The 12,782-nt window shown below is 74.6% G+C and carries 13 protein-coding genes; 10 read left to right on the top strand and 3 right to left on the bottom strand.

Translation table 11 applies throughout. The features are described from left to right. Positions 1–157: 157 nt before the first annotated feature. From moeZ to QMC84_RS16015, 10 genes are all read left to right on the top strand, one after another. On the top strand, positions 158–1,369 hold the full coding sequence (gene moeZ / locus QMC84_RS16060; protein ID WP_300376375.1) for an adenylyltransferase/sulfurtransferase MoeZ: 1,212 nt from the start codon (positions 158–160) through the stop codon (positions 1,367–1,369). A 358-nt stretch (positions 1,370–1,727) separates the two neighbouring features. Continuing rightward, complete coding sequence (locus QMC84_RS16055) at positions 1,728–2,633, top strand: hypothetical protein (RefSeq protein WP_300376373.1); 906 nt, start codon at positions 1,728–1,730, stop codon at positions 2,631–2,633. Between the two features lie 132 nt (positions 2,634–2,765). Further along, complete coding sequence (locus QMC84_RS16050; RefSeq protein WP_300376371.1) at positions 2,766–3,518, top strand: DUF4129 domain-containing protein; 753 nt, start codon at positions 2,766–2,768, stop codon at positions 3,516–3,518. Continuing rightward, positions 3,515–3,982, top strand: coding sequence for a hypothetical protein (locus QMC84_RS16045; RefSeq protein WP_300376369.1), 468 nt, complete (start codon positions 3,515–3,517; stop codon positions 3,980–3,982). Before QMC84_RS16050 ends, QMC84_RS16045 begins: the two co-directional genes overlap by 4 nt. A gap of 2 nt (positions 3,983–3,984) precedes the next feature. Next, a complete protein-coding gene (locus QMC84_RS16040; protein WP_300376368.1) occupies positions 3,985–5,010 on the top strand; it encodes a MoxR family ATPase in 1,026 nt (341 codons plus the stop codon). Then, positions 5,007–6,329: a DUF58 domain-containing protein gene (locus tag QMC84_RS16035; protein WP_300376366.1), complete on the top strand. Its 1,323-nt coding sequence runs from the start codon at positions 5,007–5,009 to the stop codon at positions 6,327–6,329. The genes QMC84_RS16040 and QMC84_RS16035 overlap by 4 nt, the downstream gene beginning before the upstream one ends. After that, complete coding sequence (locus QMC84_RS16030) at positions 6,326–6,865, top strand: hypothetical protein (RefSeq protein WP_300376364.1); 540 nt, start codon at positions 6,326–6,328, stop codon at positions 6,863–6,865. Before QMC84_RS16035 ends, QMC84_RS16030 begins: the two co-directional genes overlap by 4 nt. Beyond that, positions 6,862–7,203 carry an MGMT family protein gene (locus QMC84_RS16025; RefSeq protein ID WP_300376362.1) on the top strand — a complete coding sequence of 114 codons (342 nt, stop codon included), beginning with the start codon at positions 6,862–6,864 and terminating at the stop codon, positions 7,201–7,203. The genes QMC84_RS16030 and QMC84_RS16025 overlap by 4 nt, the downstream gene beginning before the upstream one ends. Positions 7,204–7,384: 181 nt before the next feature. After that, positions 7,385–8,359 carry an ATP-binding cassette domain-containing protein gene (locus QMC84_RS16020; protein ID WP_300376360.1) on the top strand — a complete coding sequence of 325 codons (975 nt, stop codon included), beginning with the start codon at positions 7,385–7,387 and terminating at the stop codon, positions 8,357–8,359. Next, positions 8,359–9,168, top strand: a complete 810-nt coding sequence (locus QMC84_RS16015) for an ABC transporter permease (RefSeq protein WP_300376358.1) — start codon at positions 8,359–8,361, stop codon at positions 9,166–9,168. The genes QMC84_RS16020 and QMC84_RS16015 overlap by 1 nt, the downstream gene beginning before the upstream one ends. Before the next feature lie 41 nt (positions 9,169–9,209). On the opposite strand, the gene QMC84_RS16010 is transcribed toward QMC84_RS16015, so the two are convergent. From QMC84_RS16010 to QMC84_RS16000, 3 genes are read right to left on the bottom strand one after another with little or no spacing between them, the layout of a single operon-like run. Further along, the gene (locus QMC84_RS16010; protein ID WP_300376356.1) at positions 9,210–10,634 is read right to left on the bottom strand and encodes a DUF1116 domain-containing protein; all 1,425 of its coding nucleotides are present in this window, start codon (positions 10,632–10,634) and stop codon (positions 9,210–9,212) included. Further along, positions 10,631–12,061, bottom strand: a complete 1,431-nt coding sequence (locus QMC84_RS16005; protein WP_300376354.1) for an FdrA family protein — start codon at positions 12,059–12,061, stop codon at positions 10,631–10,633. The genes QMC84_RS16010 and QMC84_RS16005 overlap by 4 nt, the downstream gene beginning before the upstream one ends. Then, a complete protein-coding gene (locus QMC84_RS16000; RefSeq protein WP_300376352.1) occupies positions 12,058–12,720 on the bottom strand; it encodes a DUF2877 domain-containing protein in 663 nt (220 codons plus the stop codon). Before QMC84_RS16000 ends, QMC84_RS16005 begins: the two co-directional genes overlap by 4 nt. Positions 12,721–12,782 lie beyond the last annotated feature (62 nt).

Below are 12,782 nucleotides of genomic sequence, written 5' to 3'. Positions count from 1 at the left end.
CATCACGGTGCCGGGGATGGCGGTCGAGCGGGCCGCGTCGGCGTCCGGATGACGGGACACGGCCGCCGTCGGCGTGATCCCGCGGGGAACATGGGAGGGCCGGGCGGCGTTGTGTCGAGGACCCGCCCGGGCGAACCGACCAAGTCAGGAGTACGCCGTGTCCTACCCCGCGCTCGTGGAGCCCGCGGACGAGCTGAGCATCGACGAGGTACGTCGGTACAGTCGCCACCTGATCATCCCCGACGTCGGGATGACCGGCCAGAAGCGGCTGAAGAACGCCAAGGTGCTGGTCATCGGCGCCGGCGGCCTCGGCAGCCCCGCGCTCCTCTACCTGGCCGCGGCCGGCGTCGGCACCATCGGCATCGCGGAGTTCGACGAGGTCGACGAGTCCAACCTGCAGCGCCAGGTCATCCACGGCGTCTCCGACATCGGCAAGTCCAAGGCCCTCTCGGCGAAGGAGTCGATCGCCGAGATCAACCCCTACGTCAACGTCGTCCTGCACGAGCAGCGCCTCGACAACGACAACGTGATGGGGGTCTTCGAGGGCTACGACCTGATCCTCGACGGCACCGACAACTTCGCGACCCGCTACATGGTCAACGACGCGGCGTACTTCCTCGGCATCCCCTACGTGTGGGGCTCGATCTACCGCTTCGACGGCCAGGCGTCCGTGTTCGCCCCGTCGATGGCGGACGACGCTCCCTGCTACCGGTGCCTCTACCCGGAGCCGCCGCCGCCGGGGATGGTCCCGAGCTGCGCCGAGGGCGGCGTGCTCGGCGTGCTCTGCGCGGCGATCGGCTCGATCCAGGTGAACGAGGGGATCAAGCTGCTCACCGGCATCGGCGAGCCCCTCGTCGGCCGGCTGATGATCTACGACGCCCTGGAGATGGAGTACCGCAAGCTCAAGGTCCGCAAGGACCCGAACTGCGCGCTGTGCGGCGAGAACCCGACCGTCACCGGGCTGATCGACTACGACACCTTCTGTGGCGCGGTCTCCGACGCCGCTGCCGACGCGGCTGCCGGCTCGACGATCTCGGTCACCCAGCTCGAGCACATGCTCAAGGAGCGCGAGGAGGGCACTCGCGACTTCGTGCTGGTCGACGTGCGCGAGCCCAACGAGTACGAGATCAACCGGATCCCCGGCTCGGTGCTGATCCCGAAGGGCGAGTTCCTCAACGGCTCGGCGCTCGAGCAGCTGACCTCGCTCACCGGGGGCGACAAGCAGGTCGTCATGCACTGCAAGTCGGGCGTCCGCTCCGCGGAGACCCTGGCCATCGTCAAGGGCGCCGGGTACGCCGACGCCGTGCACGTCGGTGGCGGCGTGGTCGCCTGGGTCAACCAGATCGACCCCTCCCAGCCCTCCTACTGAACCCGATCTCCTGCGCCGAGTCGGCGCATCTTGCCCGCTCACTGCGGCCGAGTCGGCGCATCTTGCCCGCTCACCACCGCCGAGTCGGCGCGTCGTGCCCGCTCAGGTGGGCAAGACGCGCCGACTCGGCGCGTTCAGGCGGGCAGGTTGCGCCGACTCGGCCGCAGTGAGCGGGCAAGATGCGCCGACTCGGCCGTGGTGAGCGGGCAAGATGCGCCGACTCGGCCGTGGTGAGCGGGCAAGATGCGCCGAGTCGACCTACCGGTGCGTAACCCGCGCGGGTGCGGTGTCGTTGGGCTGCCGTCAGGATTCGTGACCGGCACGCGCCGGCCTGCCCTACCGGGAGGGACCAGTCCCCATGATCAACGCCACCTCGTGGTCGGCACGTCGCGCCGTCACCGTCCTCGCGCTGCTGTGCAGTGCGGTGCTGGCCGTCGCGCTCATCTCGTCCTCGCCCGCGGACGCGAAGCCCCGCAAGCACCGCGCCACGGTCGCGTGGGCGCCCGCGGACACCGCGCAGATCCACCCCGGCACGATGATGTACACCGAGGGTGCCCAGTGCACCGGCAACTTCGTGTTCACCGACGGCGCCGGCAACGTGTACGTCGGCTACGCGGCCCACTGCGCCGGCACCGGCTCGGCCACCGACACCGACGGCTGCCTCTCGAACTCGCTGCCGCTCGGCACCAAGGTGACGTTCAACGAGGGTGGCAGCCTGGTCAGCGACGGCACGCAGGTGGGCACCGGCACCTTGGCGTACTCGTCCTGGGACACCATGGACAAGATCGGCACCACCGACGACAACACCTGCGCCTACAACGACTTCGCGCTGGTGAAGGTGGCCGCGGCGGACGTCGCCAAGGTCAACCCCTCGGTCCCGTTCTGGGGCGGCCCGGTCGGCATCGACACCGACGGCACCGCCGCCGGCGACCAGCTCTACACCTACGGCAACTCCAGCCTGCGCGCCGGCATCGAGCCGCTCTCCCCGCACACCGGCATCAGCCTCGGCGACGACCCGGCCGACGGCGGCTGGAGCCACCCGCTGTACACGGTGACCCCGGGCATCCCCGGTGACTCGGGCTCGGGCTTCCTCAGCGCCGACGGCTCGGCCATCGGCGTGCTGTCCACGCTCGGCCTGGCGCCGCTGCCGGCGTCGAACAACATCGGCGACCTGGCCAAGGAGCTGGCCTTCGCCCAGCAGCACTCCGGCATCTCGGGGCTGCAGCTGGTCAACGGCACCGAGCCCTTCTCGCCGATCCTCTGACGTGCTGAGCACCGGTTCAGCAGCAACCTGAGGGAGCGTCCCGGAGGCCCGCCACTTGCCTCCGGTGGTTCGACGACGACGGCCCCGCCCACCCGGGCGGGGCCGTCGTCGTGGTCGGGTAGTTTGCGAGCCATGACCGCGCGGCAGGCAAGCAGGCTGGCGGTGGCGTCGGTCGTCGTGACCGCCCTGCTGGTCGTGGTCCTGGCGGCCTGGGCCGCCTCGATCGGCCCCAGCGGCGTCCTGCGCGGGGAGGGTCCGTCGCCGGCCGGCACGCCCACGCTCACCCAGTCCGCCTCCGCCTCGGCCGGCCAGGGCACCACCGTCGACACGCCGGCCGAGCCCCGCGGCGCGCCGCCGTGGGTGCGGGCGTTCGCGCTGCTGGTCGACCTCGCGGTCGTCGGCGGCCTGGTCCTGCTCGCGGCCCGCTACGGCGTGGTGCCCGCGGTCCGGTCGGCACGGCGTCGCCGTGCCCGGCGACGGCGTACGACGGAGCACCTCGAGTTCCCCGTCCTGGAGCCGCCGGCAGCGGTGGCGCGGGAGATGCTCGCGGACGCCTCGACCCAGCGCCGCCTGCTCGCGGAGGGCGGCACCCCTCGCAACGCGGTCGTCGAGTGCTGGCACCGGTTCGAGACCCAGGCGGCGGCCGCCGGGCTCGCGCGCGGCGCCTGGGAGACCTCCTCGGAGTACACGATGCGGGTGCTCGACCTGGTCGACGCCCACCAGCCGGCGGTGACCCGGCTCGGCGAGCTCTACCGCGAGGCGCGGTTCTCCGAGCACGAGCTCACCGAGGCCCACCGGCAGGACGCGCTCGACGCGCTCGACACCATCCACCGCACCATCGGCCTGACCGCGGGCGCCGACACCGGAACCGGGGTGCCCGGGTGATCGCGCGGCGCTGGTGGCGCCGGCTGGTCGGGGGTGCGGTGGCGTACGCCGCGCTGGAGGTCGGCCTCGAGCTCGCGCAGGCGGACCCGGACCCGGTGCGGCTGGCTCTGCTGGTCGCCGGCTCGGTGGCGGTCCTCGGCCTGCTCCGCGACGCGCTGGCCGACGGCGGCGCGTCCTGGGACATCGAGGTGGAGCGACCCTCGCTGCGCGAGCGCGGCGACCCACGACTGCGCCAGTACCTCGGGCTGCTCGAGGCGCACCTGGCGGCCCGCACCCCCGACCCCGCGCTGCGCGACCGGCTCACCCTGCTGGCCACCCGGGCGCTCCAGCGGCCCGGGATCGAGCCCGGGACCCAGCCCGAGACCCCACCCGAGACCCAGCCGGCGTGGCTGTGGGACGGGCCGGCCCGCCGGCTGACCCCGGCCGAGATCGACCGCTGCCTGACCCAGATCGAGGAGCTGTGAACATGCCCGAGGACCCCGTGTCCGAATCCGTGCCCGTGCCCGTGCCCGACCCCGTGCCCGAGCACCTGTCCGTCCCCGCGGCCGCCGAACTGGCGGGCCGGGTGCTCGACGAGGTCGAGAAGGCCGTCGTCGGCAAGCGGGAGCCGCTCCTGCAGGTGCTGGCCGCCGTGCTCGCCAAGGGCCACGTGCTGCTCGAGGACTACCCCGGCCTCGGCAAGACCCTCGCCGCCCGCTCCCTGGCTCGGGCGCTGGGCATCGACTTCGCGCGCGCCCAGTTCACCCCGGACCTGCTGCCCGCCGACCTGACCGGGTCGTTCATCTACGACCAGCGCCGCGCGGAGTTCCAGTTCCGCCGCGGGCCGCTGTTCACCGGCCTGCTGCTGGCCGACGAGATCAACCGGACGCCGCCGAAGACCCAGGCCGCGCTGCTCGAGGCGATGCAGGAGCGGCAGATCACCGTCGAGGGCGAGACGTTCCCGCTGCCCGCGCCGTTCCACGTGCTGGCCACCGCGAACCCGATCGAGTACGAAGGCACGTTCCCGCTGCCCGAGGCCCAGCTCGACCGGTTCCTGCTGCGCGTCTCCTTCGGCTACCCCAGCCCGCACGAGGAGTACGACGTGCTGGCCCGGCGGATGGCCCGCCGGCAGGAGGAGGTCGAGCTCGACCGGGTCACCGACGGCCCCGGGCTGCTGGCCATGCAGGCGGCCGTCGAGACGGTCGTGGTCGACGAGAGCGTCGGGCGGTACTGCGTGGACCTGGCGGTCGCCACCCGGCACCACCCCGACGTGCTCACCGGCGCGTCGCCGCGCGGCTCGCTCGGGCTGGTCCTGGTGGCCCGCGCGTTCGCGCTGCTGCGCGGCCGCGACTACGTCGTGCCCGAGGACGTCAAGGCGATCGCCCGCCCGGTGCTCGCCCACCGGATCACGGTCAAGCCGGAGCTGTGGATGTCGGACGCCAGCGGCCGCCGGGTGGTCGACGCGGTCCTCGGGCAGGTGCCGACCCCGACCACCCTCGACGGGCGCCGATGAGCCCGGTGCGGCCCGCCCCGGGCGGACCCGCCGCCTGGCGGCCGACCACCGCGCTCGGCCGGGCCCTCGTCGTGGGCGCGCTCGGCGTGGTCGGGGCGCTGCTGGCCGGCGAGCCCGCGGTCGTGGTGCTCGCGGCGCCGTTCGTGACGCTGGCGGCGCTGGGGGTGGTGCACCGGCCGACCCACGATCCGGTCCTCGACTCCCGGCTCGACCACCTCACGCTGCGCGAGGGCGTCGGCACCACCTCGCGGCTGAGCCTGTCCGACGCCGAGGACGCCGAGTACCTCGTGCGGGTCACCGGGCAGCCGCCGTACGTCGTGATGCGCCCCAGCGGCGGCCGGGTCGGCCGGCTGCTCGTCGACGGAGGCGTCCCCGAGGTCGAGATCAGCCCGCGCCGCTGGGGCCGGCGGATGCTGGGGGAGGAGAAGGTCGCGCTCTACACGCCGTGGGCGGGCTACCGGTTCGGCCCGGTGGGGATCGGCGGCCAGTGGACGCGGGTGCTGCCGACGACCGCGCCGTACGACTCGCGCGCCGAGGCCCCGCAGCCGCTGGGCCTGGTCGGGGCGCACCGCTCGCGGCGCACCGGCAACGGCACCGAGCTCGCCGGGATCCGGCCGTTCCAGCCCGGCGACCGGCTCCGGCGGGTCAACTGGCGGGTCTCCCTGCGCACCGGCGACCTGCACGTCGTCACCACCCGCGCCGAGGAGGACACCGGCGTGCTGCTGGTGCTCGACGCCCTCGCCGACCACGGCGCCTCCGACGGCGTCGACGGCGCGGCCAGCAGCCTGGACCTCGGCGTCCGTGCGGCGGCCGCGATCGCCGAGCACCACGTGCGCCGGGGGGACCGGGTCGCGCTGCGCGTGGTCGGGCGCGGCCACGAGCAGGTCGGGTACGGCGCCGGGCCGCGGCACCTGCGCCGGATCCAGGACCGGCTGGCGACGGTGCGGATCGGTGCCGCCGCCGAGCCCGACTCCGGCGTCCTCCAGCTCGGCGTCACCGGCGGCGCCGTCGTCGTGGTGCTGTCCCCGATGCTCGCCGAGCCGGTCGCCACCGTCGCCGCGACCCTCACCCGGCGCGGCGTGGCCGTCCTGGTCGTCGACACGCTCCCGCCCGACCCGCGACCCGACGTCCCCGAGGACGCCGACGCCACCCTCGCCGCGCTGGCCTGGCGGATGCGGATGGTGGAGCGCTCGGTGGTGCTCGACCGGCTCGCCGCCCTCGGCTGCCCGGTCGTCGCCTGGCGCGGGCCGGGCACGATCGACGACGTGCTGCGCCGCCTCGCCCGCCGCGCCCGGCTCCCCCGGGTGGTGGGCCGGTGAGCCCGCTGCAGGGGTACGGCGAGCCGGACGACTGGGCCCGCTCCCAGATCGCGCTCCGGGTGCTGGTCCTGGTCGGTCCGGTCGTGGCCGTCCTCGCCGCCGGGCCGGCCGGCCACGCGCCGCCCTGGTGGCTGGTCGGCGTGGTCGCTGCGCTCGCCGGCGCCTCGGCGTGGGTGCCGGACTCCCCGTTCGGGGTGGCGCCGTTCCTGGTCGTGCTCGGCTGGTGGGCGGCCGCCCTGGGCGACGCCTCCTCGGCGTGGGTGCTGGTCGCCGCCGCCGGGCTGGTCGTGGCGCACGTCGCCGGCGCGGTCGCGTCGTACGGCCCCGCGACGATGCCGGTCGACGTCGCCACCGTGCGGTTGTGGGCCGGCCGTGGGCTGCTGGTGCTGCTGACCGCGCCGGTCGCGTGGGCGGTGACCCGGCTGCTGGGCGACCAGCCGGAGCAGCCCGGCGTCTGGGTGCTCGGCGTCGCTGCGGCATGCTTGGCCACCGTCGTCGCGACCGCCGCGCTGGGAACCCGGGAGGAGGAGCGGTGAGCATCGATCCGGAGGAGTACGCCGAGCGGGTGCTGCAGTGCGTGGAGTCGGTGCCCCGGGGGCGGGTGACGACGTACGGCGCGATCGCGGAGGTCGTGGGCGAGCTGCTCGGCGGCGGCGGGCCGCGCCAGGTCGGCTCGGTGATGTCCTCGCAGGGCGGTGCGGTCGCGTGGTGGCGGGTCGTCCACGCGGACGGGTCGCCGCCGACCTGCCACGACGGCGAGGCGCCCCAGGCCTACCTGGAGGAGGGCACCCCGCTGCGCCCCTCCGGCAGGATCGACCTGGCCCGGGCGTTCTGGCGGCCCCGACTCGAGGCCGAGCCCCAACCCCGAGCCTGAACCCGCAGCCCCAAGTGGCGCCTCTCCTGGCGCTTCCGCGGGTGCAGCGCGGTGTCCTGGCAACCGAGCTGGGCCTCGGAACGGTTGCTCGCGCACCGCCGGCCCGGCACGAGCGACACGGATCCAGCACGAGAGCGCAAAGTCGGTGGCCGCTGTCGGCGGCCCCCGGCACAGTGGTGCCATGCCCACCGCGATCCGAGCCACCGGCCTGGTCAAGAAGTACGGCGCGGTCACCGCGCTCGACGGGCTCGACCTCGAGGTGGCGGAGGGCACGGTCCTGGGGCTGCTCGGGCCCAACGGCGCCGGCAAGACCACCGCGGTGCGGGTGCTCACCACGCTGCTGCGGCCCGACGCGGGCCACGCGGAGGTCGCCGGCGTCGACGTGCTGCGGCACCCCCGGGAGCTGCGCCGGCGGATCGGGGTCTCGGGGCAGTACGCCGCCGTCGACGAGCACCTGACCGGCTTCGAGAACCTCGACATGGTCGGCCGGCTCTACCACCTCGGCGCCGCGGCGAGCCGGGCCCGGGCCCGCGAGCTGCTCGACCAGTTCGACCTCGCCCACGCCGCCGAGCGGGTCGTCAAGGGCTGGTCCGGCGGCATGCGCCGGCGCCTCGACCTGGCGGGCGCGCTGGTCGCGAGGCCGCCGGTGATCTTCCTCGACGAGCCCACGACCGGGCTCGACCCGCGCGGCCGGGTCGGCATGTGGGACGTGATCGAGGAGCTGGTCCGCGGCGGGACCACGCTGCTGCTCACCACCCAGTACCTCGAGGAGGCCGACCGGCTCGCCGACCGGATCGCCGTGATCGACCGCGGCACGGTCATCGCGCTCGGCACCGCCGACGAGCTGAAGTCCCAGGTCGGGGGCGAGCAGGTCGAGGTGCGGCTCCCGGTGGGCGGCGACCTGACGGCGGCGGTGCGCGCCGCCGCGGGCCTGGGCATCGGGGAGCCGGTGGTCGACGAGCGGGACCGGCGGCTGACCGTCCCGGTCGACGGCGGCACCGGCGACCTGCGGGCGCTGCTCGACCGGCTGGACCGGGCCGGCATCCTCGTCGCGGAGGCCGGGCTGCGCCGGCCGACGCTCGACGACGTGTTCCTGGCGCTGACCGGTCACGCCGCGGAGGAGCCCGAGGTCGTCGACGAGGACGGAGCCGCGTGATGTCCGTCCTGGTCGAGGGCGCCTCCGACGCCTGGGTGATCACCCGCCGCAACCTGCGCAAGATCCTGCGGGTGCCCGACGTACTCGTCTTCACGACGCTGTCGCCGATCATGTTCGTGCTGCTGTTCGCCTACGTGTTCGGCAACGCGATCGGCACCCAGGACACCGGCGTCGACTACAAGGAGTTCCTGGTCCCCGGCATCTTCGCGCAGACGGTCGTGTTCGGTGCGACGTTCACCGGCTACAGCCTCGCGGAGGATCTCCAGAAGGGGATCATCGACCGGTTCCGGTCGCTGCCGATGTCCTCGTCCTCGGTGGTGCTCGGCCGCACCGTCGCCGACATCGGCATCAACATCGTCAGCCTGGTGGTGATGGCCCTGACCGGGCTCGTGGTGGGCTGGCGGATCCGCTCCTCGGTGCTGGAGGCGCTCGCCGGCTTCGTCGTGCTGCTGGTGTTCGCGTTCGCGATCTCCTGGATCATGGCGACCGTGGCGCTGCTGGTGCGCACGCCCGAGGTGGTCAACAACGCGTCGTTCATCGTGATCTTCCCGGTCACGTTCATCGCCAACACGTTCGTCTCGATCAGCAACCTGCCCGGCCCGCTGGCGAGCTTCGCCAACTGGAACCCGGTCTCCGCGGTCTGCCAGGCCGCGCGCGAGCTGTTCGGCAACACCGACCCCTCGGCCCCGGTGCCGGACGTGTGGTCGATGCAGCACCCGGTCCTCTACACGCTGGTCTGGGTGGTGCTCATCCTGGCCGTGTTCGTGCCGGTCTCGATCCGTCAGTACCAGCGCGCCACGAGCCGTTAGCGGTCCACCCGCGACGTCATACGGACAGTGTGTCCCCCTCCTCAGGACGTATGACGTCCGGGGACGAGCTCGGCCAGCCGGGCCAGTGCCTTCGGGAAGATCTCGGCGGGCGGGTTCACCAGGCCGGCGCCGACCTGGCCGACGCCGGCGAGCCGGCCGGCCATGCCGGTGTTGATCTGCGGCAGGATCCCGGTGCGGCAGACCATCGTGACGTCGATCCCGGTCGGCGTGCCCTGGAACTCCAGCACCGGCACGGACCACCGCGGGTTCTCGCCCAGGGTGATCTCGTGCATCCGCCGGGTGGTCGCGAGCGCGTCCGGGACCGAGCCGCCGACGAACCGCACGATCGCGGGCGCGGTGGCCATCGCGAACCCGCCGATGCCCGCGGTCTCGGTGATCGCCGAGTCGCCGATGTCGGGGTTCGCGTCCTCGGGGCCGTAGTCGCCGAGGAAGAGGCCGTCGGCCAGCTGCGCGGGGCCGGTGAACCACTCGTCGCCGGTGCCCGCGACCTGGATGCCGAAGTCGGTGCCGTTGCGGGCCATCGCCACGACCATGGTGGAGCCGTCGATGCCGCGGGCCGCGTCCAGCGCCAGCTTGCACGCCGGCATCGCGAGGTTGAGGAAGAAGTGGTCGTTGGCGCCGATGAAGCGCAGCGCCTCGGCGACGTCGGCCACGGGCACGCCGCTCGACCCGATGGCGCCGACCATCGCGGGGGAGAGGTCGCGCAGCAGCATCAGGGTGCCGGCCCGGTTGCGGTTGTGGGCCTCGTCGCCCATCTGCAGCATCTGGGTGAGGATGCCGGTCACGTCGACCGGTCCGGCGTCCGAGTCGCGCACGGTGCGGACCGCGCGCTGCAGGAGCGGGCCGAGCACGTCGCCCATCCAGCGCAGCCGGGTGATCACCTCGGGCGAGTAGGCGCCGTACCGCAGCACCTTGCCGAGACCCTCGTTGAGCGAGCAGTAGCTGCGCCGGCCGGTGGCGGGGTCCTCGAGCACGAACAGCCACATGCTCGGCGTCACCACGCCCGCCATCGGGCCGACCGCGGAGCGGTGGTGGCACGGCTCTAGCGAGACGCCGGTCCCGGACTCGAACAGGGCGGCGGCGTCCTCGGGGTCGGCGACCAGACCCTCGAGCGCGGCGCCGCCCATCAGGGCGCCGCGCAGCGGGCCCGGGGCCCGGTCCCAGCCGATCGGCGGGCCGGCGTGCAGGAACTGCCCGGGCTCCAGGCCGAGGGCCTCCGAGGCGGGCAGTACGTCGACCAGCGTGGCGGTGACCCCCAGCATCGCGGCCAGGGCCCGCTCGTTGGCCGCGTGCCGGCGCGGGTCGGCGGCGACGACAGCCAGGTCGGCGGCGGTGCCCTCCATCGGAGGGCGCCAGTCGACGCGGGTGACGGGCACGGCCTGGTCGGCGACGGCGTCGGCGAGCAGGTCGGCGCCGACGTTCACGACGGTGTCCGGGGTGGTCATCGGGTCTCTCCCAGCAGCTCGATCGCACGGCGGGTCGCGCCGGCGTTGGACAGGTGCACCTCGGCGCCGGCGTCGACCAGGGCGCGGACCTGACGGTCCCGTCCCTGCGGGTCGCCCGCGGTCCCGACCACCGCGACCACCACCGGCTGCTCGACCCCGGCGAGGGCCGGGGCCAGCGACTCGGCGGGGTCGGGCTCGGCGCCGTGGCCGAGCACGACGTCGAGCAGCAGCACCCCGGTCGCCGGGTCCGCTGCGGCCCGCGCGAGGTGCTCGAGCCGGATCGACGGGTCGATCATCGGGTGCGCCCGGCCGGTCGTGTACTCGTCGTCGCCGAAGTCCACGAACGTGTGCCCGCCGCCCTCGCCGAGCAGCTCGCTCGCGACCAGGGCGGCCTCGCTGGCGAGCGTCCCGCCGACGAACAGCCCGCGGAGCGCCCCCGGGCTGACCGGTCTGGAGCCGGCGGGCCGGTCGACGGGCCAGGCGGGCACGTCGCGGCCGAGCCGGCGCAGGACCGCCTCGGCCGCGGCCGTGAGGTCCGGCCGGCCCGGACCGAGCAGCGCCAGCTCGACCGGCGTGGCCAGGGAGGCGGCGTACTCCTCGATCTCGGCGGTCACGTCGGCGGCCGGCGGCTTGGAGATCAGCACGATCAGCTCGACGGCCGGGTCCTCGTCGAGGCGGCGCAGCGCCTCGCGGGTGGCCAGGCCGCGGACCTCCGCGGAGAGGTCGCGCCCGCCGACGCCGAGCGCGGAGGTGACCCCGACGCCGGCGTGGTCGAGCAGGGCGAGCAGCTGCTGGCAGCCGGTGCCGGAGGCGGCAACGATGCCGACCGGTCCGGGCGTGACGACGTTGGCGAAGCCGAGCCCGACGCCGTCGATCACCGCGGTGCCGCAGTCGGGACCCATCACCAGCACGCCGCGCTCGGCGGCCGCCCGCTTGAGGGCCAGCTCCTGGTCGAGCGGGACGTTGTCGCTGAAGACCATCACGTCGCGGCCCGCCTCGACGGCGTCCATCGCCTCGACGAACGCGTGCGCGCCGGGCACCGAGACCAGGGCGACGGCGTCGTGGCCCGAGGTGTCAGCGGAGCGCCGCAGCGCGCTCGCCGTGGTGCGCGGCGGGGCGACGACGGCGGCGCCGTCGTCGCGGCGGTTCGCGTCGCGCAGCGCCTGGTCGACCCCGGCGAGCGCGGCGGCCAGGGCGTCGGCGTCCTCGAGCCGGAGGGCGACCACCAGGTCGTTGGGGCCGGCCTGCGCCGGGACCTCGAAGCCCATCCCGGTGAGCACCTCGATGTTGAGCGGGGTCGCCATCGCGACCTGGGCGGCGAGCACGCCGGCCAGCCCCTGGACCACCCGGCTGACCTGCAGCAGCGTGACGGAGTCGGCGTACGCCCCGGGGCGGAGCTCGACGTGGGTGGGATCGGGGGTGCTCATGCGGCGCCTCTCAGGTGGTCGAGGACGAAGCGGGCGCCCTGGAGCAGCCCGCGTCCGGAGGTGTGGCCGACGGCGGCCAGGGTCGCTGTGCGGTCGGGGTCGTCGGGGGTCGCCACCCAGGCGGCGAACTCGGGGATCACCTCGCCGTGCATGGCGCAGTCGAGGAGGGTGGCCGAGAGCAGCGTCGTGCGGTCGAGGCAGGCCCGGATCGCCGCGTCGGCGTCCGGCGTCGGCACGCCGAGCCCCCGGTGGACGGCCAGCCAGCCGCACAGCACGTCGTCGTCGTACGGTGTGAGCCCGTCGCCGCGGCCGACCATCGCCCGCACGTCGCCCGGCAGCGGCGCCGGTCCGGTGGGGTCGGGTGCGGTCGCCGGGACGAGCCGGGGCACGGTCACGTCGACGAGCCGGCCGATCACGAGCGGCTCGCCGTCGAGGTGCAGCACGCCGCCCTCGACGTGGGCGGAGGTGGCGTCCAGCGCGTCCAGGGTGGTCCGCAGCGCGCACGGCACCGCGGTCGCGCGGGCGCCCACGACGCCGAGGCAGCGCCCGGCCAGGTCGAGGTACACCGCGTCCCGGCCGCGGTGCACCACCGGCAGCGGTCCGTCGGGCGCCGCGTGCAGGCGGGCACGCACCCGAGCCGGCGCGCTGACGGGGATCACCTTCCCGACGCTATCGGGGCCGATTACCGTTTGCGATGTGAGGTTGTGCCAACGGGGCACGC

Origin of the sequence: Nocardioides sp. (assembly GCF_030019515.1) — a bacterium.
Taxonomy (GTDB): domain Bacteria; phylum Actinomycetota; class Actinomycetes; order Propionibacteriales; family Nocardioidaceae; genus Nocardioides.
The sequence above is the reverse complement of the archived record's forward strand: the minus strand, read 5'-3'. Positions and strand labels throughout refer to the sequence as shown.